A 19,293-nucleotide genomic window follows, 5' to 3' on the forward strand; every position below is an offset into this window, starting at 1 on the left:
CTCTCAACGGCAATTCGACGGTTCCACGAGATTTTTAGTCTAGCGGATTTCCATCGCCTTCCACGCCTCTTTTTCTGACGTCGCCTGGAAGATCGAGGCCTTCGCCAGCGCCTCGGCTTCCTTCGAAGCGACAACCGCGCGGTCGAAATCGCCGCCGTCGGCCGCCTTCTTGGCTGCCGCCAGCGCAGATACGGTCACGGTCCACTGGTTGCGCATGCCGGCTGCCTCCTTGGAGGCGGCCTCCGCAGCGGCATAGGCCGCCTTGTAGTCCGCCTCGTTTGCCGCGCGCGCTGCTGGCGCGAGGCTCAATGCGAGCAACATGGCGAGAGGAAGTGACAGCTTCATGGCCGCGCTCCCGGCCCTGAAATCGGCAGGCCGTTGGCGACGTAGGACAGGAAATATTCGACGTCGCGATATTCATCGGCCTGCGGCTCCAGCGGAACCGCGCGGGTCTGGCTGTTACAGGTGACGAAGCGGCGGCTGGTCGTGCCCATGCCGCTCCATTCGGAGCGGTAGATCGGCATCGCGTTCAGAATGCCGAGCGCCGGTGCCAGGATCTCGGCGCGGATGCGCTCGCCCGGGCTCTGCACATGGCAGCTCGCGCAGGAGAAATTCATCTGGCCGCGGCGCGTGTAGAAGTAGCGCTTGCCGTTCTCGTACGCGGCGAGCGCGCGGGGATCATCGGGGATCTTGATATCCATCGGCTTGCCGCGCGAGGTGAACGCCATGTAGGCGGTGAGCGAAGCCATCTCGTCCTTGACGTAGGAATAGGGCGCCTCGCCATTGGCCTCGCGGCAGCGGTTGAGCGCGAGCTCCAGCGTGACGACCTTGCCTTCCCCAGTGTCGAAGTAAGGATAGTTCTGGCGGATGCCGATGCCGCCGTTCGGGAAGCAGTCGGCATAGGTCTTGCCGTTCTTGAACGGGGTCGCGAACATCTCCTTGCCGGCATCGAGCGCGAACTCGTAGGGCGGGAATTCCTCCTTCTCCTGCCACTGCCGCTTCATGTCCTCGTTCATCGAATAAGGACCGTTGACGAAATCCTCGTGCTTCACGGTCGGAAACTTCTGGAAGAAGAAGTTCTGGAACGCCTTCGCATCGGCAACGGGATCGACCTTGTCGGCCGCGATCACGCGCGGAGAGGTGAGGGCGAACGCGACCAGCGCGGCGCTCACCGAACCAAGCAGGAGACAGAAGCGGACATTCATCACGAAATCTTCGCGGTGGTCGCGTCCGACCCGCCCTTGTTGTCGGTCCAGGAGACCTTGAGGTCGTCGCCCTTTTTGGCGCCCTTGAAGCTGAACTTGACGTAGGGGTCCTTGGAGACCGCGGTGCCCCAATCGGCGACGAAGACGTCCTTGCCGTTACATTCGAACTTCAGTCGCTGGATGAAGTGCGCCGGAATCACCTCGCCCTTGGCGTCCTTGACCAGGCCAGTGTCCATGGGGTGCTGAATCAGCACCTGCACCTCGGTGATGTCGCCGTTGGCCGTGGCGCGGACGCGAATGCTGGATGCCATCTAACTTCTCCTAACCACCGCAGCCGCCGACTGTGACTTTGACTTCCTTGGTCGCGCTGTAGAGCTTGCCGTCGGCTTCCACGATCGCGGTCACGTTGGTGGTCTTGGCCATCTTCAGGCGGTTGGCGACAGCAGGGATCGTGCCATCGGCAATCTTGTAGCTCGCCGCGAGCGCGCTCGGATTCTCGGCCACGAAGAACGAGATCGAGGTGACCTTGTCGAGCGTCGTCGTCACCGAGATCGGCACCACGCCGCCGTTCTCGGCGATCTCGGGCGCATCGAGCTTGACCTTGTCGGACGGCTCGGCGGTCTTGCCGTAGAGCGCCTTGATCGCGTCCGCCTCGCTCTTCTGCTTGAACGCCTCTTCCGGATATTTGTCGTTGGCCGCCGCACGCGCGGGCGCGAACGGCAGGTTGCCGAGGCCGAGCAGCGCGACGCCGGCTGCGCCCTGAAGGATCAGGCGCCGCGTCGGATGAGGGCCGGTGGTGATGGTCATCTCAAATCTCCTGGACATTCTCTTGGCGTGCCGGCGGTCACAGGGTCTGGAGGAAATCAACGATCGCGCTGATCTCCTGCTCGGTCAAAATCCGGTTCCGGCCGAACGGCGGCATCATGGTCTGCGGATTGCGCTTGGTCTCGTCGAAGATGATCGCGACCAGCTCGTTGCGATCAGGGTATTTTGACTTGATGTCCTTGAGCTCCGGTCCGATCGTGCCCGGCAGGTCGCCGCCCTTGATGACGTGGCAGGTCAGGCAATTGCCCTTGCCGCGGTCGAAGGCGAGCTTCTGGCCGGCAGCCACGGCGGATTGCGCCCGCGCGGGGCCTGCGGCAAGGCCGGCGGCGATCGCCAGCAGGACGTAAAGGACGGGCGTCCGTGGGAAGGCGGTCAAGGCGTCATTCCGAGGCGTTATGTCGATGATCTCGTTCGCGGAAATATAGTGTTCCAAAGCACAAAGGGCATCGGCTGACAATCAAGACTATGCGCGCGGCAAAATGGAGTTAATATCTTCCGCATTGCAACTAAAGAGCTTATTTGTCCGGCGGATTCGGGCCAGGAGCGCTGGCCGGCTGTTTTCGGGGCGTTTGGGCGCCCATCGTGTTTTTTTCCCGTTCTCGTTTTTTCAAGGGGACCTCAATTGGCAGAATATGTCGTCGAATTTGGCAGGGACGGCGGACGGGTCGAGTCGGATGGGCGGCTCGATGCACCGGCATTTCATCGCAATCACGAGCCGCTCTGGGCGGCGCTGGAAAAGCATCTCGCAGGCCTGAGCGGCAACGTCGTCGAGCTCGGCAGCGGAACCGGCCAGCATGTGGTCCATTTCGCGCAGCACACACCCGGCCTGATCTGGTGGCCGAGCGACCTCAACCAGCGCCACCTCAAGAGCATCGAGGCCTGGCGCGTTCATTCGGGCCTGCAAAACATCCGCTCACCCCTGCGGATCGATCTCACCGACCCCGATTGGTGTCCGGAGATGCGAAGCGGACAGGGCCCGACGAGTCTTGCCGCATTGTTCTGCGCCAACGTCATCCACATCGCACCATGGAGCGTGGCCGAGGGCCTGTTCGCCGGTGCCGGCCGCTACTTGCGGGCCGACGGCAAGCTGTTCCTCTACGGCCCGTTCAAGCGCGACGGCAAGCACACCGCGCTCAGCAATGCCGTGTTCGACACCTCCTTGCGCGAAGGCAATCCCGAATGGGGCGTGCGTGATATCAGCGACGTCGAGACGCTCGCCCGCGGAGCCGGCCTTCGCCTCGTCGACACGATCGAGATGCCGGCAAACAATCTGACGCTGGTGTTTTCGCGCTAGCGACGCAGGAGGTGCGCTCCCTCCCCCCTTGCGGGGGAGGGCGGGCGAGAGGGGTAGCCCAGGAAACGGTCTATCCATCTACGACCTGCCGCGCGCGCAAATCGAGAGAGTCCCCCGCGTGGCCACCCCTCTCCCTGCCCCTCCCCCGCAAGGGGGGAGGGAATGAGAGAGCAGTGGCCGCCTCACGTCGTGACGCGATCAAAGTCCCCGAGCGGCAGCGCGACTACGCCTCGCCGTCCTTCCACCCGATCCTGTCCTTCAAGAACCGGAAGCCGATCACCTCGAACCCCGCGCGCTCCTTGTTGTCCTTGCCGTAGCCGTGGCCACCTGCTTCCGGCTCGTAGAACCAGGCCTCGTAGCCCATCGCCTGCAGCTTTGCGGCCATCTTGCGCGCGTGGCCGGGATGAACGCGGTCGTCGCGGCGTGTCGTGGCGATCAGGATCGGCGGATAGGACTGGCCGGCTTTCACGTTGTGATAGGCCGAGTAGGTCTTCAGCCACTCCCACTCTTCGGGTTTATCAGGGTCGCCATATTCCGCGATCCAGCTCGCGCCCGCGAGCAGTTTTGTGTAGCGGCGCATGTCGATCAGCGGAATGGTGCAGAACAGCGCGCCGAAGCGCTCGGGGTAGCGCACCAGCATGTTGGTGATGAGGATGCCGCCGTTCGATCCGCCTTGCGCCGCGATCCGCTTTGGCTGCGTCACGCCGCGTCGCACGAGATCGGCGGCCACGGCCGCGAAATCGTCGTGCGAGAGTTTCTTGCCGGCGAGCCGGCCGGCATCGTGCCAGCGGGTGCCGAACTCGCCGCCGCCGCGCAAATTCGCCTGCACGATGGTGCCGCCGCGCTCGAGCCACAGCTTGCCGAGCGAGGGGTTGTAGTACGGCTTCACCGCATGGGCGAAGCCGCCATAGGCGCTCATATAGACGGGCGCAACGCCGGTCTCGCCGGCGGGACCGGTCTGGACATAGGGAATGCGCTCGCCATCGATCGAGATCGCCTCGTGCTGTGTGACCACGAGGCCGTCGGCGGTGAACGTCTTCGGCGCCTGCTTCAGCACGGTCGGGCTTGCGACGCCGCGCTCCAGCAACAGCAGCGACGGCGGCGTGAGCGGGTCCTGCACATTGGCGAGCAGGTCTCCATTGCTCTCGGACGGATGGCGATCGAGCGGCCAGATGTCGACGACGCCGATTTGCGGGAGGCCGGGAAGCGTCTCGCGGCTCCAGCCCGTCGCTGATGGCGTGCAGATCTCGAAGCGCGGCTGCAGCTCGTCGAGGATCGACAGCACCAGCTTGCCGCCCGCCCAGAACAAGCCTTGCAGAGCGCGCCGCGGCGCGGGCTCGAACAGGACCGCGAAATCGCGGTGGCCTGCGAGGAACGCGGAGAGCGAGATGCCGAGCACGGTGTCGGTGGCATAGGTCCGCCCCTCGACCGTCCAGTCCTTGCGCAGCTTCATCGCGAACCAGTCGCCATGCGCCTGCATCCAGATGCCGGTCGGCAGATCGAGCTTCGTCGTCGCGCCAGCCGCATCGCGCAGCCAGATCGCATGGTCGAAGAAATCGATCTGGTCGACGATCCAGACCCGCGGCGCCGGTCCCGTGTCGTCGGCCACGCCTGACATCGCCATGTGGTCGGCCGTGGTCTCGAGGATCGTTTGCGCCTGATCGACAGGCTGGCCGCGCCGCCACACGCGAACGGTCCGCGAATATCCGGAAGTAGTCGCCATGCCCTCACCATGGGCGCTCGACAGCAGCAGCGTATCGGCATCGATCCAGTCCACGTCGCCCTTGGCTTCCGGCAGCACAAAACCGTCCGCCACGAAACTCTTCGTGTCGAGGTCGAACTCCCGCAAGGTGACGGCATCGCTGCCGCCGCGCGACAGGCTCAGAATGGCCCGCGAGGTCCCTCGCAGCGAGTTGATCGAGCTCAGCAGCCAGTCTTCGCCTTCCTTTGCCGCAAGCTGGTCGATATCCAGCATGACCTCCCACGCAGGACTCGCTTTGCGAAACTCCGCCAGCGTGGTTCGCCGCCACAGGCCGCGCGGGTTGGCGGCATCCTTCCAGAGATTGTGTAGATCGCTGCCGCGCCGGCTGACATAGGGGATGTTGTCGGGACGATCGTAGATCGCCGCGAGGACATCGCGGTCGCGCTCGAAGGCCGCGCCCCCGAACGCGGCGAGCGTCAGTTGATTCTGCCGCGCGACGAAATCGAGCGCCTGCTTGCCTTCGATCTCCTCCAGCCAGAGCCAGGGATCGTCGTCGGGAGCGCTGAGCGTGGGCCGGTCGTCGACGGACATGAACGATACTCCTGCAGGTCGCGGCGGATAGGATTTGATCGAGCGCAAGCCGTCAATAGCGCGGGCCGGTATCATCCGCCCGATTGCGTCAGAGGCATGGCCTGCGCCCGTTTGCGCCGGTTGCCCGCCCTCCCACGCCCCTCCATAGTGCTGGGAATCAACAAGGCTCTTGTGAGCCCCTTGGGGCGGAAATGCCGATGTTAGACGTGACTACAGCCCACGAAATCGCTGCCGACGCCCGCGTGCGTGCCAATGTGGTGCGCCTTGCCGCGGCGCAGGCGCTGACCGGCGCCAACTCGGCCGTGATCTTCGCCACCGGCTCGATCGTCGGCGCGACGCTCGCGCCCGACATGTCGTTCGCGACGGTGCCGATCTCGATGTATGTGCTGGGGCTCGCCGCCGGCACGCTGCCGACCGGTGCGATCTCGCGCCGCTTCGGCCGCCGCGCGGCCTTCATCGTCGGCACGGGTCTGGGCACGCTCACCGGTTTGTGCGGCTCGTTCGCGATTTTGCATGCGTCGTTCGCACTGTTTTGCGTCGCGACCTTCCTCGGCGGGCTCTACGGCGCGGTGGCGCAATCCTATCGCTTCGCCGCCGCCGACGGCGCGAGCGCGGCCTACCGGCCGAAAGCTGTGTCCTGGGTGATGGCCGGCGGCGTGTTCGCCGGCGTGCTCGGTCCGCAGCTCGTGCAATGGACCATGGATGTCTGGTCGCCCTACCTGTTCGCCTTCAGCTTCCTGGTGCAGGCCGCCGTCGCGCTGGTCGCGATGGGCATCGTCGCCGGCGTCGACATGCCGAAGCCGGCACCGGCAGATCTGCACGGCGGCCGGCCGCTGCTCGAGATCGTGACCCAGCCGCGCTTCATCGCGGCGGCGCTGTGCGGCGTCATCTCCTATCCCATGATGAATCTGGTGATGACCTCGGCGCCGCTCGCCATGAAGATGTGCGGCCTCAGTGTCAGCGATTCCAATTTCGGCATTCAATGGCACATCGTCGCCATGTACGGGCCGAGCTTCTTCACGGGCGCGCTGATTGCGCGTTTCGGCGCGCCCAAGATCGTCGCCGCGGGCCTGCTGCTGGAGGCCGTGGCCGCCGGCATCGGCCTCTCCGGCCTCACCGCGATGCATTTCTGGGCCACGCTGATCGTGCTCGGTGTCGGCTGGAATTTCTCCTTCATCGGCGCCTCCGCGCTGGTGCTGGAGACGCACCGTCCGCAGGAGCGCAACAAGGTGCAGGCCTTCAACGATTTCCTGGTGTTCGGCATGATGGCGATCGGCTCGTTCTCCTCCGGCCAGCTGCTGGCGAATTACGGCTGGTCCGCGGTGAACATGGTGGTATTCCCGCCGGTGGTGCTCGGCCTCGCCGTGCTCTCACTGGCGTCCTGGGCCCGCCGCCGCAAGGCGCGGCTGGACGCGGCGATGGGCGAATTCCCGGATGCGATCTGAGTTGGCAGGAGGCTGTCAGCAGCGTTGATAGTTCGATCGCTGTCGAAGTGATTTTTGGAGGCGGTTTATTAGATGATGCGTCATGGCCGGGCTCGTCCCGGCCATCCACGTCTTGGGCGCGGATCGAAGAACGTGGATGCCCGGGACAAGCCCGGGCATGACGGAGTAGGCAGCATGCTCGACAATCCTCAACAGTCTCGCATCGACGAATCCTCCCTCCGCTACGAAGGCTGGCGCATCGTCGCGGTCTGCTTCCTGCTCGCGACCTTCGGCTGGGGGCTCGGTTTCTACGGCCAGAGCGTCTATGTCGCCGAGCTCCAGCGCGCGCGGGGCTGGCCGGCTTCGCTGATCTCCTCGGGCACGACGTTCTTCTATCTGTTCGGCGCGCTGCTCGTCGTCTTTGTTGGCGAGGCGGTCAGAAAATATGGCCCGCGGCTCTGCCTGATCGCCGGCACGCTGGCGATGGCGGCGGCCGCGGTCGCGATCGGCGCGGTGCGCGAGCCCTGGCAGCTCTATCTCGCCGACGCCGTGCTCGCCTTCGGCTGGGCCGGCACCAGTCTCGCCATGATCACCAACACGATCAGCCTGTGGTTCGACCAGAAGCGCGGCATGGCGATCAGCCTGGCGCTCAACGGCGCCAGCTTCGGCGGCATCGTCGGCGTGCCGCTGCTGGTGACCCTGATCGGCCATGTCGGCTTTGCCAGCGCGATGTACGCCGCCGCCGGCGCCATGCTGGTGTTGCTGCTGCCGGTGATCCTGCTTCTCGTCGGCCGGCCGCCCGATCTTCACGGCTGGCACGCGACGGCGAAGGCCAGGCCGCAATCGTCGACGGAGATCCGCGCATGGGCGCTGCGCGACGTCGGCTTCCTCACGGTGACCATTGCGTTCGCGCTGGTGCTGTTCGCGCAGGTCGGCTTCATCGTGCACCTGATCTCGTTCCTCGATCCCGTGATCGGCCGCGAGCGCGCGGCGGTGGCGGTCGCGGTGCTGACCGCGATGGCGGTGATCGGCCGCGTGCTGTTCTCGATGGTGATCGACCGCCTCAACCAGCGGCTGGCGTCAGCGCTGTCGTTCCTCAGCCAGGCTGCGGCGCTTTGCGTCGTCATCAATTTGCACAACGACTATGCGCTGATCGCGGCTTGCGCGGTGTTCGGCTTCTCGGTCGGCAATCTCATCACGCTGCCGTCGCTGATCGTGCAGCAGGAATTCGACTCCGCCTCGTTCGGCGTGCTGATCAGCCTGAATACGGCGATCAACCAGGTGACCTATGCGTTCGGCCCGGGCGTCGTCGGCTTCCTGCGAGATTTCTCGGGCGGGTATGAGCTGCCGTTCTATCTCTGCATCGCGCTGGAGGTGGCAGCGGCGGCGCTGATCATGGTGCGTGGGACGCCGCGAGCGAAAACGGCATAGAGGCGCGACGGCGCCTCAACACACTCCGTCATTGCGAGCGCAGCGAAGCAATCCAGAATCTTTCCGCGGAGACAGTCTGGATTGCTTCGTCGCTTCGCTTCTCGCAATGACGAGGAGAGAGCGGTATTTAAGCCTCGCGCTGCTTCAGCAACCCCTCGACATCGAGCCGCTTCGTGAACATCGCAAGCTTGCCGTCCGGCCCGAGCGGCCATTGCTCTTTCGGCTTGTCCCAATACAGCTCCACGCCGTTCTCGTCGGGATCGCGCAGATACAGCGCCTCGCTGACGCCGTGATCGCTGGCGCCGTCGAGCGCAATGCCGGCCGTGAGCACGCGATGCAGCGCATCCGCAAGCGCGGGCCGCGTCGGATAGAGGATCGCGGTGTGGAAGAGGCCCGTCGTGCCCGGCGGCGGCGGCGAGCCACCCTTGCTCTCCCAGGTGTTGAGTCCGATGTGGTGATGATAGCCGCCGGCCGAGATGAACGCCGCGCCCGAGCCCATGCGCTGCATCAGCTCGAAACCAAGCACGCCGCAATAGAAGCCGAGCGCACGATCGAGATCGGCGACCTTGAGGTGAACGTGGCCGATCCTTGTGCCGGCATGGACGGTTGGGCTTTGCGACATGGTGCTGCTCCGTTGACCAACTCCAGATAAGGCCGGCTTCGGGACAGTGCTACCTGCCTATCCCGAAACCCATCGTTTCCGGATACGAAACTATGAGAGCTCCGGCACCTCGCCCTCCGGCAGCTCGAACTCAAACGTGTTCAGCGTCATCGACACCATTGTGTAATAGCCGCACAGCCCGATCACCTCGACGACGCCGCGCTCGCCGAGCAACGCGACGGCCGCATCGTAGAGGCCCTTCTCGACGCCATGGCCTTCATGCAACGATTTCGCGACGTCGTAGATCATCTGGCCCTTGGGATCGTCGAAGACAGGCGTGCGGCGGTCGCGGATCGCGTCGATGATCTCAGGATCCATGCCGCCCTGGAGCGCCAGGCGCTTATGCGCATACCATTCGTAATGCGCAGTCCAGTGCCGCGCCGTCACCAGGATCGCAATCTCCGAAAGCTTGGCGGGGAATATCGTGTCGTAGCGCAGCACTTCGCCGAGCCGGGTGGCGTGACGGGCCATGTCGGGGCTGTTGAGCCAGGCCATCATCGGCGCCGGCGGCTTGCCGCGCTTGCCGGCAATCGACTCGTCATAGGTCTGCCGCTGGCTCTCGTTCATTTCGCCAGGCGAAAGGAGTTTCAGGCGCATTGTTATTTCCTCTTTGTTTTCAAGGTCGCCGTGGCGGCGACTATAGCCGAATGCAGCGCCACGGAAGTGGTTGAATTCCACGGTGCGATGGCTCAGAGTCGCGCCCAACAAGTCTTTTTGATTGATGGAAACGACCATGAGTGAATCTGAACCCGCCGATCTTGAGAAATTCCGCAGCGAGACGCGCGCCTGGCTGGAAGCCAACTGCCCGCCGGAGATGCGCAAGCCGGTGACCTCGGATAGCGACGTGTTCTGGGGCGGACGCAATACGAAATTCGCGTCCGAGCCGCAGCGCCTCTGGTTCGAGCGCATGCGCGACAAGGGTTGGACCGTACCTGACTGGCCGAGGGAATATGGCGGCGGTGGCCTGAGCGCTGCCGAGCACAAGGTGCTGCGCGCCGAGATGGCCAGGATGGGCGCGCGTCCGCCGCTGTCGAGCTTCGGCATCTGGATGCTGGGGCCGGCGCTGCTCAAATACGGCAACGAGGCGCAGAAGAAAGAGCACCTGCCTGACATCGCGGCGGGCCTGATCCGCTGGTGTCAGGGCTATTCCGAGCCGAACGCCGGCTCCGATCTCGCCTCGCTCCAGACCCGCGCCGAGAGCGACGGCGATGATTTCGTCATCACGGGCTCGAAGATCTGGACGTCCTATGCCAACTATGCCGACTGGATCTTCTGCCTGGTGCGCACCGATCCCACGGCGAAGAAGCACGACGGCATCAGCTTCATCCTGTTCGACATGGCCTCGAAGGGCGTGACGACCAAGCCGATCCTGCTGATCTCCGGCTATTCGCCGTTCTGCGAAACCTTCTTCGACGGTGTCCGCGTGCCGAAGTCCCACGTGGTCGGCACCGTCAATCGCGGTTGGGACGTGGCAAAATATCTGCTCCAGCATGAGCGCGCGATGATATCAGGCATGGGCGAGCGCGGCGTCGGCCGGCCGCTCGGCCAGATCGCGGCGGATTCCGTCGGCACCGATGCACAAGGCAAGCTCGACGATTCCATGCTGCGCGGCCGGATCGCGAGCTTCGACGTCGATGAGGCAGCGCTCGCTGCTTGCGCCGAACGCGCGGTTGATCTTGCCAAGGCCGGCCAGGCGCATCCGGCGTTCTCGTCCGCGATGAAATATTACGGCACCGAGCTCAACAAGCGCCGCCACGAGATCCTGATGTCGGCCGGTGGCGTCAACGCGCTGGAATGGGAGAGCGAGCGTTCCAGGCAGGGCGCCCGCCCGCGCGCCTGGCTGCGCACCAAGGCCAACTCGATCGAGGGCGGCACGACGGAGGTGATGCTCGGCATCGTCGCCAAGCGCATCCTGGATTTGCCGGGGTCGTGAGCACGCTCTCACCACCCGTCATTCCGGGGCGCGCGACTTGTCCGCCGAAGCTCGAAGAGCGAAGGCGGAAGCGCGAGCCCGGAATCCATAACCACCAATCGGGAGTATGGATTCCGGGCCTGCGCCTACGGCGCATCCCGGAATGACGAAGACAAAATAGATTTCGCATCGGAAACACGCACATGGCCCTCGTCCTCACCGAAGAACAATCGATGCTCCGCGACTCCGCGCGCGGGCTGATCAGCGACAAGGCGCCGGTGTCGCACCTGCGATCCCTGCGCGACGCCAAGGATCCCACCGGCTTCTCCAAGGAGCTGTGGCACTCCTTCGCCGAGATGGGCTTTGCCGGCCTCCTGGTGCCGGAAGAGTTCGGCGGCAGCGGTCTCGGCTTCATGGAAGCCGGTGTGGTGATGGAAGAGATCGGCCGCAGCTTAATGCCGTCGCCGTTCCTCGCCACCAGCGTGGTCGCGGCCTCGGCCCTGAATCGCGGCGGCAATGCCGCGCAGAAGTCGGAATTCTTGCCGAAAATTTCCAACGGCTCGCTGCTCGCGACGCTCGCGATCGACGAAGGTGCCAAGCATCGCCCGCTTCAGACCAGCCTGCAGGCGGTGCGCGCCGGCAATGGCTTCAAGCTCAGCGGCGCCAAGGCGCTGGTCGTCGACGGCCACGTTGCGGACCTCTTCATCGTCGCGGCGCGCACCGCTGGCGCCGCCGGCGAGCGTGAAGGGCTGACGCTGTTCCTGGTCAATCCCAAGGCCAAGGGCGTTGCGATCGAGCGCACCATCATGGTCGACGCGCACAACGCGGCACGGATCGAGCTTGCCAATGTCGAGGTCAACGCCGATAGCGTGCTCGGCGAGGTCGATCAGGGCGCGGCGCTGCTCGACGGCGTGCTCGACGTCGGCCGCGGCGCGGTCGCCGCCGAAATGGTGGGCTTGAGCGAAGAAGTCTTCAACCGCACCGTCGAGTACCTCAAGAACAGAAAGCAGTTCGGCAAGCTGATCGGCGAATTCCAGGCGCTGCAGCACCGCGCCGCCGAGCTCTATGTCGACATCGAGATCACCCGCGCCGCCACGATGAAGGCGCTGCAGGCACTGGATGCCGACGTCGCCAAGGCCGCATCAAGCGTCGCCGTGGCCAAGGCCCGCGCCGGCACCACCGCCACGCGCGCGGTGCAGGAAGGCGTGCAGATGCATGGCGGCATGGGCATGACCGACCAGTTCGACATCGGCTTCTTCATGAAGCGCGCGCGCGTGTGCGAGGAGCTGTTCGGCGACGCGAACTACCACACCGAGCAGCTGGCAAGAGCGCGGGGATATTGATCTGAGTTGAGGAGAGGCGCGAAGAGCGCGCCTCACACGCGGTGTCGTCGCCCGGCTTGACCGGGCGACCCAGTACGCCGCGGCCTGTCCGCATACGATTGACGTCTCGGAATACTGGATCGCCCGGTCAAGCCGGGCGATGACAGTTGAGAAGGTGGAGAGCGCCTGCCCCAAGCTCCGTCATGGCCGGGCTTGTCCCGGCCATCCACGTTCTTAAGGTGCCTCAAAAACGTAGATGCCCGGGACAAGCCCGGGCATGACGATTGAGAGCGTGGCTGAGCCGGAAGCTACTACCGCATCGGCGGCGCGTACTGCACGCCGCCCGCATTCCACAGCTGGTTCATGCCGCGCGGAATCTTCAGCTTGGACTTCTCGCCGATGTTGCGCTCGTACATCTCGCCGTAATTGCCGACGTTGCGGATGATGCGGACGACCCAGTCCTTGGTGAGGCCGAGCTGCTCGCCGTAATTGCCCTCGGTGCCGACCAGGCGCATCACTTCCGGCTTCTTCGACTTCAGCGCCTCGTCGATGTTCTCCGAGCTCACGCCGAGCTCCTCGGCGTTGATCATCGCGTAGAGCGTCCACTTCACGATCATCATCCAGTCGTCGTCGCGCTGGCGCACCACGGGCGCGAGCGGCTCCTTGGAGATCATGTCCGGCAGGATCATGTTGTCGCCGGGCTTGGAGAGGTTCAGCCTGAGCGCGTAGAGCTGGGAGACGTCGGCGGAGAGCGTGTCGCACTTGCCGGTGTCGTAGGCCTTCACCACGTCATCCAGCTTGTCGAACTTCACCTCTTCATACTTCATGTTGTTGGCACGGAAGTAGTCGGCAACGTTGAGCAGCGTTGTCGTGCCAGCCTGCACGCAGACCTTGCTGCCGGTCAGGTCCAGCGAAGTCTCCTTGTTGCGTGAACGCGGCAGCATGAAGCCGGCGCCGTCGTAATAGGCCACCGCCGGGAAATAGAGGTCATAGTCGAGCTCGCGCGCCATGCTCCAGGTCGAGTTGCGCGAGAGGATGTCCACCTTGCGGCTCTGCAATTCCTTGAAGCGCTCGCTGGCGTCGAGTGGAACGAACTTGGCTTTGCCGGGATCGTTGAAGATGGCGGCTGCCACCGCGCGACAGAAATCGACGTCGAATCCGGTCCAGTTGCCCTTGTCATCGGGGATCGAGAAGCCCGGCAGGCCCTTGTTGACGCCGCACAGCACCTCGCCGCGGCGAACGGTGCGCTTCAGGGTGCGGGTATCGTAGAACTCATAGATCACCGCCAGGGCGCCGACCAGTACGGCAACGGCGAGCCCGATCAGCAGGCCGCCTCGAAAAGTGCGCATCATGTTGCTCTCTCGAAATAATCGGGAAAAGGACTATTCGCTAAGGCGAGGAAGATCAGAGTTCGGGCTTCTGTCGGATGACCACCTTGGTGCCAACCGGGACGCGATCGTAGAGATCGGCGACGTCATGGTTGACGAGACGGAAGCAGCCCGAGGATACCTTGGTGCCGATCGTATCAGGACGGTTGGTGCCGTGGATGCGGTAGACGGTGGTGCCGAGATACATGGCGCGGGCACCGAGCGGATTGCCGGGGCCGCCGGCCATGAAGCGCGGCAGATAGGGCTGTCGCTGGATCATCTCCGGCGGCGGCGTCCAGTCCGGCCACTCCTTCTTGTTGGTGATGTTCACCAGCCCCTGCCACTGGAAGCCGTCGCGGCCGACGCCGATGCCGTAACGGATCGCGCGCCCGCCCGGCTGCACCAGGTAGAGGTGGCGCTCAGCGGTCGAGATGATGATGGTGCCCGGCGTTTCGGTGGTGCGGAAGTAGACCACCTGCTTCTGCCATTCTGGCTCGAGCTGGTAGGCGTCGTCGGCGACCAGGCCCGGCTCATCGCCGCGGTCGGGCTGCTGGGCGATGGCGTATGAGGTGTTCAGGACCAGGCCCAGCGCCGCGATGAACGCCCCGGTCAGGCGACGATAATCCGTCATTTCAAGCTCTCCCCGCTGCCACAGCGTAAATCATTCGGACCATCTGAACTCAGGGGCAGCTTCGTGGCAAGTTCATGGCGCGCCCGGCTGGTATGTCACGAGAATGCTTTGGTTTTTTGACGAGGCCGGGCAATGCCACAAACAGGGGATGGCGCGAAAAGCAGTGCCGGCGCCATCCTTCGGGTGGCGGGCTGTCAAATCTGCATCCGTCATGCCCGGGCTTGTCCCGCCTGCGCGGCCGAAGCCGCTTCGGCGAGGCGAAGGCCCGGGCATCCACGTTCTTCGTGCCCTGGGTAAAGACGTGGATGGCCGGGACAAGCCCGGCCATGACGACGTGGGCGTAGCGCGATCTAAATCTTATTACTCTCCGCCGCGATCCCGAGCCGTCGGACGATTTCGGCACCCACCGCTCGGGCCTCGATCCGCGACCCGATTCGTGGGCTGCGAAAGCGTCGCCCCGAGCGCAATCGGATGGTGACGATGCAGTGATCGTCCTCGGATCGGCCGCGGCGGTCGACGGTGATCGTCTTCACGTCGTGCCCCTCGATATGGTCGGCGCGCGGCGTGCCGTCGCCCCACAGGCGTTCGACGCGGATATCGCTCTCGCGGATGATCCAGAACGCGCCGGTCACGAGATTGGCGTATCTGTAAACCGCGAATGCGGCGATCGCGCCGAGCGGCAGCAGCAGGATATCGACATGGCTGGGCGGCCATCCACGCCAGAGCTTGTAGGCGTAGGGAACGGCGGACAAGGCGACGGCGATCAGCGCGACAATCCTTATGTCCCGCGCCGAAAACGCCTCGAGCGGCTCGCCGAGACGCATCTCGGGATTGCTGGCATCGAGCGGATTGACGGGTGACTCGACGTCGGGGACATCGAACTGCGCGGCGATCCGCGCCACGGTGTCGCGTACATGCGTGACGTCCGAGATCGGCGGCGACGTCAGGCGCTCCCCCGAGGCCAGTGTGAAGGCCAGCTGGAAACGGGCTTTCGCCCGCTTGCTGCCGGGAACCTGTAATCCCCTGATGTCGTCCTTCGCGACGATCCTGGTCCGGAGCTTTCCGAACGGTCGCTGTTGCCCGATCAGGATCTCGTTCGGCGTGATGATCCACACCACCGCAGGCGCCAGCATGATGCCGGCGACGAACGCTGCTCCGACGAGCAGCGCGGCCACCGAGACGATCACCTCCAACGTGTCGTGCGTGAACAGGCCCGGCGTGAAGCACAGCGCCACGGCGGCCGCAAAGCCGGACATGACCAGCCGCTGCGCGATCGAGGCGCCTTCGCGAAGGCGAATGTCGGGGCTGGTGGTCGCGTCGTCCATTGCGGGCGCTGATTCCGTCGCTCGGGAAACTCCACGGACGGGTCCGTGGAGTCAAGCAACAACGGCGGCAGCGGCGATCCGGCCTCAGCTGTTGGCGTTCAGCAGCTTTGCCACGGTGCGGTCGATCTCGTCGTAGCGGCCCTCGCCCTCGTGCTGGAACACGATCTTGCCGTTCTGGTCGATGATGTATTGCGCCGGCCAATACTGGTTCTGGTAGGCGTTCCAGGTCTTGGAATCATTGTCCTGCGCCACCGGATAGGTGATGCCGTGGCGCTTCAGTGCGGCCTGCACATTGGCGGCGGAGCGCTCGAACGGGAATTCCGGCGTATGCACGCCGACCACGACGAGGCCCTTGTCCTTGTATTTGGCGTAGAGGTCGGTGACGTGCGGCAGCGTGTTGACGCAGTTGACGCAGCCATAGGTCCAGAAGTCGACCAGCACGACCTTGCCGCGGAGGTCGGCGATGCTGAGCGGTTTCGAGTTGAACCAGGTATTGATGCCGGTGAAGTCGGGCGCAGCCTGCTGGCTTGCGGCAGCCGTGACGACAGGGGTGGCGCGCGCGGCCTCGTCGCAGATGCCGGGGATGACGGCGCCTGTCACGGCGATGCCGATCAGTGCGGCGGAGACGGCGAGCAATTTGAAAGTCATGGAAGCGTCCTCCGGTGAAGATGAGGGATGATCACAGGCCGATCTGGCCGGTGGGATAGAATCCGGTGAGCCACGCCACGATCAGCGTGTCGTATTGGAAATAAGCCGCGACCGCGAAGGCGATCACGACGACGCCAAAGCCCTGCTGCAGCCGCGGCGAGATCCGCGCGAGGCTGCGTACCCGCGTGGTCGCAGCCTGTCCGCCATAGGCGATCGCGAGCATCGGGATCGCTGCGCCGATGGCATAGGCAATCAACAGCACGCCGGCCCAGCTGGCGTTCTTCGACGTCGCGACCAGCGTCAGGATCGAGCCGAGCACAGGACCGGCGCAGGGCGTCCAGACCAGGCCGAGCGTGGTGCCGAGCACGAGGCCGCCGAGCGCACCCTCGCGCTGCACGGCGCCGGCATTGCCGAGATCGAGCCAGCCGTTGAGCCGGATCGAGAGCCATTCGAACGGCGCCGGCCACAGCATCAACAGGCCGAAGCCGAGCAGCAGGATCGACGCGGCCTCGCGCAGCACGTTCGGATCGAAGTCGAACAGCCGCGTGATCGCACCCAACAGCAGCGCGGTCGCCGAGAACGAGACGACGAAGCCGAGCGCGATCATCGCGGGCCGCAAGCGGCCCGCCCGCCCGATCGAGGCGCCGAGCAGGATCGGCAGCATCGGCAGCGTGCAGGGCGCGGCGATGGTCAGGATGCCGGCAAGGACAGCGAAGACAAGTTCGAGCATCGGGCACTCGTGAAGGAGGTCACGAGGGCAGTTCGGGATGGCTGCGCGGGTTGTTACGTGGCGTCACACGTTCGTGAGGGGGCGGGTGCCTGGTGTCGGGCGTGCCGGGCGGGATTGGCCGCGGCGACGGTGCGCTCCCTCCCCCCTTGCGGGGGAGGGCGGGGGAGAGGGGTAGCCCCGGGAAAGGTCTATCCATCCGCGATCGTGCCGCGCACGACAAATCGAGGGAGTCCCCGTGCGGTACCCCTCTCCCTGCCCCTCCCCCGCAAGGGGGGAGGGAATGAGAGAGCAGTGGCAGCCTCACTCAAGCGAGAGAGGTGCACCGAGCCTGCCGCGGCTTTATCGGCCCAAACACAAAACGACCCGGAGGGGGGCATCCCGTCCGGGTCGCTGGAAGTCTTGGGAGGTTTAACGAAACCGTATGTGAGCTTTATAGGAGGGAAGTTTTTCCGCCTGATGTTGTGCTTTGTTTCAATTATTTCGTCGGCGGTAACACTTCCGTGTCCGGGGACAGGGCCGAAAATCAGGCCCTATCCCATTGAAATCCTTGGCCTTAGGCGGCGAAACGGTCGACGCCGGCGCCCTTAAGCAAATCGGCCAGTTGCTTGCGGGCATAGAACATCCGGGTCTTCACCGTGCTCTGCGGGATGCCGATGATCTGACCGACCTCCTCCACCGACTTCTCATGGTAGTAGACGAGGTTGATGATCTCGCGATGCGCGGGCGACAGCTTTTGCACGCAGGCGCGCAGGATGGCGCTGGTGTCGTTGCGGTCGAGCGAGGTCTCCGGCGTCTCGGCATCGTCAGGAATCTGGCGCACGTCGTCCTGGTCGATGTCCTCGAAGCGGCGCTGGCGCATCGCGGTCAGCGCCTTGAAGCGCGCGATCGAGAGCAGCCAGGTCGAGACCTGCGAGCGGCCCTGGAATTGGCCTGCCGTGCGCCACACGTCGAGGAACACCTGGCTGACGAGGTCTTCCGCCGTGGTCGCGTCACGCACGATGCGCAGGATGAAGCGATAAACCCGCACATTGTGCCGGCAATAGAGGATGTGCATGGACGTCCGGTTGCCGTCCGCAATGCTCTCCAGGAGCATGTCGTCCGAGGTCGCCTGAGCGGCAATGATGCTCTGGCTGGCTTGGGCGTTGATGGCGATGACGTTCGGCATTGACTTAGCTCCCCGTAGCGCCGCAACCGAGCGGCGTTTCCTTGGACCAAAGTGTTAATCAGCGAACGTTTCGGGACGTCTGCACGAAAAGCGAAAAATGGTTTCGTGCGCCGCCAAATTGTTTCGTCGGACAGGCTGCGACGAAACATTCGGGGCGAAAAGCCGTGGAATTTCAATGTACGGAAAATACGGGGGTGGGGATTGGGGAGCGTCCGGGGCAGCCGGGAACGAAATTCCGGGCTTTGCGTTCGGTCGCGCCGCCCACGCCGTCATTCCGGGGCGCGAAGCGAGCCCGGGACGACAGCGGTAGGTGCCGCGCGCCCTACGCCTTCTCGCCCGCGGGCGAGAACAGATAGCCGCCGCCGCGGATGGTGCGGATCACGGCCGGCTTGGTCGGGTCGGGCTCGATCTTGCGGCGGATGCGCATGATGCGCAGATCCACCGCGCGATCGAAGGCTTCGGCGTCGCGCGCATTGGCCAGTTCGAGCAGGCGTTCGCGCGACAGCACGCGCTTCGGATTGGCCGCGAACACTTTCAGCAGCCCGAACTCGGAGGCGGTGAGCGGATGCTCGTTGCCTTCGTCGTCGCGCAAGGCCTGCGCTTCGAGGTCGAGCCATTTGGTGCCGAAGCGCACCAGTTGATCCTTGTCCGATTTGGCGGGCGCGGTCTCGGCCGCCTTCACCGGCGTGCTCCGCCGCAACACCGAGCGGATGCGCGCCATCAGCTCGCGCAGCTCGCAGGGCTTTGCCACGTAATCGTCGGCGCCGAGCTCGAGACCGACGACACGGTCGATCGGGCTCGCGGTCGCCGTCAGCATGATCACGGGCACGTTGATGCGGCTCTTGAGGTCGCGGATGATCGAGAGGCCGTCTTCCTCGGGCATGTTGAGGTCGAGCACGACGAGGTCCGGCATGCTGCCGTCGATCGCGGTGCGCAAGCTCTTGCCGCCGTCGCACAGCGTCACGGTGAAGCCGTGCATCTTGAGGTAATCGCCGACCATCTCCCGGGCCGGGGCCTCGTCGTCGACGATCATGATGTGCTGGCTTTGGGTCATATCACT

Annotated in this window: 20 protein-coding genes; 5 read left to right on the forward strand and 15 right to left on the reverse strand. The window is 64.7% G+C overall.

Annotated features, from left to right (window positions below):
* Nucleotides 1-39: 39 nt before the first annotated feature.
* The 5 genes from ABIB95_RS13440 to soxX are packed head-to-tail and all read right to left on the reverse strand — an operon-like array spanning nt 40 to nt 2,406.
* Nucleotides 40-345, reverse strand: a complete 306-nt coding sequence (locus ABIB95_RS13440) for a hypothetical protein (RefSeq protein WP_354239931.1) — start codon at nt 343-345, stop codon at nt 40-42.
* Nucleotides 342-1,205, reverse strand: coding sequence for a sulfur oxidation c-type cytochrome SoxA (gene soxA / locus ABIB95_RS13445; RefSeq protein ID WP_354113866.1), 864 nt, complete (start codon nt 1,203-1,205; stop codon nt 342-344). The genes ABIB95_RS13440 and soxA overlap by 4 nt, the downstream gene beginning before the upstream one ends.
* Complete coding sequence (soxZ, locus tag ABIB95_RS13450) at nt 1,205-1,516, reverse strand: thiosulfate oxidation carrier complex protein SoxZ (protein ID WP_354239933.1); 312 nt, start codon at nt 1,514-1,516, stop codon at nt 1,205-1,207. Before soxZ ends, soxA begins: the two co-directional genes overlap by 1 nt.
* Nucleotides 1,517-1,526: 10 nt before the next feature.
* Complete coding sequence (soxY, locus tag ABIB95_RS13455) at nt 1,527-2,012, reverse strand: thiosulfate oxidation carrier protein SoxY (protein ID WP_354239935.1); 486 nt, start codon at nt 2,010-2,012, stop codon at nt 1,527-1,529.
* A 37-nt stretch (nt 2,013-2,049) separates the two neighbouring features.
* The gene (gene soxX / locus ABIB95_RS13460) at nt 2,050-2,406 is read right to left on the reverse strand and encodes a sulfur oxidation c-type cytochrome SoxX (RefSeq protein ID WP_354239937.1); all 357 of its coding nucleotides are present in this window, start codon (nt 2,404-2,406) and stop codon (nt 2,050-2,052) included.
* 246 nt (nt 2,407-2,652) lie between these two features.
* On the opposite strand from soxX, the gene ABIB95_RS13465 reads away from it, so the two are divergent.
* Nucleotides 2,653-3,324, forward strand: a complete 672-nt coding sequence (locus ABIB95_RS13465; RefSeq protein WP_354239939.1) for a DUF938 domain-containing protein — start codon at nt 2,653-2,655, stop codon at nt 3,322-3,324.
* Nucleotides 3,325-3,547: 223 nt separating this feature from the next.
* On the opposite strand, the gene ABIB95_RS13470 is transcribed toward ABIB95_RS13465, so the two are convergent.
* Nucleotides 3,548-5,617 (reverse strand): prolyl oligopeptidase family serine peptidase, encoded by a 2,070-nt coding sequence (locus tag ABIB95_RS13470; RefSeq protein ID WP_354239941.1) that lies wholly within the window; start codon nt 5,615-5,617, stop codon nt 3,548-3,550.
* A 197-nt stretch (nt 5,618-5,814) separates the two neighbouring features.
* Between ABIB95_RS13470 and ABIB95_RS13475 the strand changes: the two genes are divergently transcribed.
* On the forward strand, nt 5,815-7,062 hold the full coding sequence (locus tag ABIB95_RS13475) for an MFS transporter (RefSeq protein ID WP_354239943.1): 1,248 nt from the start codon (nt 5,815-5,817) through the stop codon (nt 7,060-7,062).
* 174 nt (nt 7,063-7,236) lie between these two features.
* Nucleotides 7,237-8,472, forward strand: coding sequence for an MFS transporter (locus ABIB95_RS13480; protein ID WP_354239945.1), 1,236 nt, complete (start codon nt 7,237-7,239; stop codon nt 8,470-8,472).
* A 127-nt stretch (nt 8,473-8,599) separates the two neighbouring features.
* Here ABIB95_RS13480 and ABIB95_RS13485 read toward each other — a convergent pair whose 3' ends face one another.
* Nucleotides 8,600-9,094, reverse strand: a complete 495-nt coding sequence (locus ABIB95_RS13485) for a VOC family protein (RefSeq protein WP_354239947.1) — start codon at nt 9,092-9,094, stop codon at nt 8,600-8,602.
* A 90-nt stretch (nt 9,095-9,184) separates the two neighbouring features.
* A complete protein-coding gene (locus tag ABIB95_RS13490; protein ID WP_354239949.1) occupies nt 9,185-9,730 on the reverse strand; it encodes a carboxymuconolactone decarboxylase family protein in 546 nt (181 codons plus the stop codon).
* Nucleotides 9,731-9,866: 136 nt separating this feature from the next.
* On the opposite strand from ABIB95_RS13490, the gene ABIB95_RS13495 reads away from it, so the two are divergent.
* Nucleotides 9,867-11,066 (forward strand): acyl-CoA dehydrogenase family protein, encoded by a 1,200-nt coding sequence (locus ABIB95_RS13495; RefSeq protein WP_354239951.1) that lies wholly within the window; start codon nt 9,867-9,869, stop codon nt 11,064-11,066.
* A gap of 182 nt (nt 11,067-11,248) precedes the next feature.
* Nucleotides 11,249-12,388: an acyl-CoA dehydrogenase family protein gene (locus tag ABIB95_RS13500; RefSeq protein WP_354239953.1), complete on the forward strand. Its 1,140-nt coding sequence runs from the start codon at nt 11,249-11,251 to the stop codon at nt 12,386-12,388.
* A 290-nt stretch (nt 12,389-12,678) separates the two neighbouring features.
* On the opposite strand, the gene ABIB95_RS13505 is transcribed toward ABIB95_RS13500, so the two are convergent.
* From ABIB95_RS13505 to ABIB95_RS13535, 7 genes are all read right to left on the reverse strand, one after another.
* The gene (locus ABIB95_RS13505; protein WP_071917064.1) at nt 12,679-13,716 is read right to left on the reverse strand and encodes an amino acid ABC transporter substrate-binding protein; all 1,038 of its coding nucleotides are present in this window, start codon (nt 13,714-13,716) and stop codon (nt 12,679-12,681) included.
* Between the two features lie 55 nt (nt 13,717-13,771).
* Nucleotides 13,772-14,365, reverse strand: coding sequence for a L,D-transpeptidase (locus tag ABIB95_RS13510; protein ID WP_354239955.1), 594 nt, complete (start codon nt 14,363-14,365; stop codon nt 13,772-13,774).
* Between the two features lie 350 nt (nt 14,366-14,715).
* Complete coding sequence (locus ABIB95_RS13515; protein ID WP_354239957.1) at nt 14,716-15,690, reverse strand: hypothetical protein; 975 nt, start codon at nt 15,688-15,690, stop codon at nt 14,716-14,718.
* 84 nt (nt 15,691-15,774) lie between these two features.
* Nucleotides 15,775-16,338: a thioredoxin family protein gene (locus ABIB95_RS13520; RefSeq protein ID WP_354239959.1), complete on the reverse strand. Its 564-nt coding sequence runs from the start codon at nt 16,336-16,338 to the stop codon at nt 15,775-15,777.
* A gap of 31 nt (nt 16,339-16,369) precedes the next feature.
* Nucleotides 16,370-17,068, reverse strand: a complete 699-nt coding sequence (locus ABIB95_RS13525; protein ID WP_354239961.1) for a cytochrome c biogenesis CcdA family protein — start codon at nt 17,066-17,068, stop codon at nt 16,370-16,372.
* A 553-nt stretch (nt 17,069-17,621) separates the two neighbouring features.
* Nucleotides 17,622-18,233 carry a sigma-70 family RNA polymerase sigma factor gene (locus ABIB95_RS13530; protein ID WP_028151983.1) on the reverse strand — a complete coding sequence of 204 codons (612 nt, stop codon included), beginning with the start codon at nt 18,231-18,233 and terminating at the stop codon, nt 17,622-17,624.
* 322 nt (nt 18,234-18,555) lie between these two features.
* Complete coding sequence (locus ABIB95_RS13535; protein ID WP_028151984.1) at nt 18,556-19,287, reverse strand: response regulator; 732 nt, start codon at nt 19,285-19,287, stop codon at nt 18,556-18,558.
* Nucleotides 19,288-19,293 lie beyond the last annotated feature (6 nt).

The organism is Bradyrhizobium sp. LA2.1, from assembly GCF_040547725.1.
GTDB lineage: Bacteria > Pseudomonadota > Alphaproteobacteria > Rhizobiales > Xanthobacteraceae > Bradyrhizobium > Bradyrhizobium barranii.

Bases quoted from the DNA above. Each gene is read 5' to 3' on its own strand.
- soxA (WP_354113866.1), bottom strand. From the start codon at position 1,205: ATGAATGTCCGCTTCTGTCTCCTGCTTGGTTCGGTGAGCGCCGCGCTG.
- ABIB95_RS13440 (WP_354239931.1), bottom strand. From the start codon at position 345: ATGAAGCTGTCACTTCCTCTCGCCATGTTGCTCGCATTGAGCCTCGCG.
- ABIB95_RS13515 (WP_354239957.1), bottom strand. From the start codon at position 15,690: ATGGACGACGCGACCACCAGCCCCGACATTCGCCTTCGCGAAGGCGCC.
- ABIB95_RS13485 (WP_354239947.1), bottom strand. From the start codon at position 9,094: ATGTCGCAAAGCCCAACCGTCCATGCCGGCACAAGGATCGGCCACGTT.
- ABIB95_RS13495 (WP_354239951.1), top strand. From the start codon at position 9,867: ATGAGTGAATCTGAACCCGCCGATCTTGAGAAATTCCGCAGCGAGACG.
- ABIB95_RS13530 (WP_028151983.1), bottom strand. From the start codon at position 18,233: ATGCCGAACGTCATCGCCATCAACGCCCAAGCCAGCCAGAGCATCATT.
- ABIB95_RS13500 (WP_354239953.1), top strand. From the start codon at position 11,249: ATGGCCCTCGTCCTCACCGAAGAACAATCGATGCTCCGCGACTCCGCG.
- ABIB95_RS13475 (WP_354239943.1), top strand. From the start codon at position 5,815: ATGTTAGACGTGACTACAGCCCACGAAATCGCTGCCGACGCCCGCGTG.
- ABIB95_RS13525 (WP_354239961.1), bottom strand. From the start codon at position 17,068: ATGCTCGAACTTGTCTTCGCTGTCCTTGCCGGCATCCTGACCATCGCC.
- ABIB95_RS13480 (WP_354239945.1), top strand. From the start codon at position 7,237: ATGCTCGACAATCCTCAACAGTCTCGCATCGACGAATCCTCCCTCCGC.
- ABIB95_RS13510 (WP_354239955.1), bottom strand. From the start codon at position 14,365: ATGACGGATTATCGTCGCCTGACCGGGGCGTTCATCGCGGCGCTGGGC.
- soxZ (WP_354239933.1), bottom strand. From the start codon at position 1,516: ATGGCATCCAGCATTCGCGTCCGCGCCACGGCCAACGGCGACATCACC.
- ABIB95_RS13505 (WP_071917064.1), bottom strand. From the start codon at position 13,716: ATGCGCACTTTTCGAGGCGGCCTGCTGATCGGGCTCGCCGTTGCCGTA.
- ABIB95_RS13535 (WP_028151984.1), bottom strand. From the start codon at position 19,287: ATGACCCAAAGCCAGCACATCATGATCGTCGACGACGAGGCCCCGGCC.
- soxY (WP_354239935.1), bottom strand. From the start codon at position 2,012: ATGACCATCACCACCGGCCCTCATCCGACGCGGCGCCTGATCCTTCAG.
- ABIB95_RS13520 (WP_354239959.1), bottom strand. From the start codon at position 16,338: ATGACTTTCAAATTGCTCGCCGTCTCCGCCGCACTGATCGGCATCGCC.
- ABIB95_RS13470 (WP_354239941.1), bottom strand. From the start codon at position 5,617: ATGTCCGTCGACGACCGGCCCACGCTCAGCGCTCCCGACGACGATCCC.
- ABIB95_RS13490 (WP_354239949.1), bottom strand. From the start codon at position 9,730: ATGCGCCTGAAACTCCTTTCGCCTGGCGAAATGAACGAGAGCCAGCGG.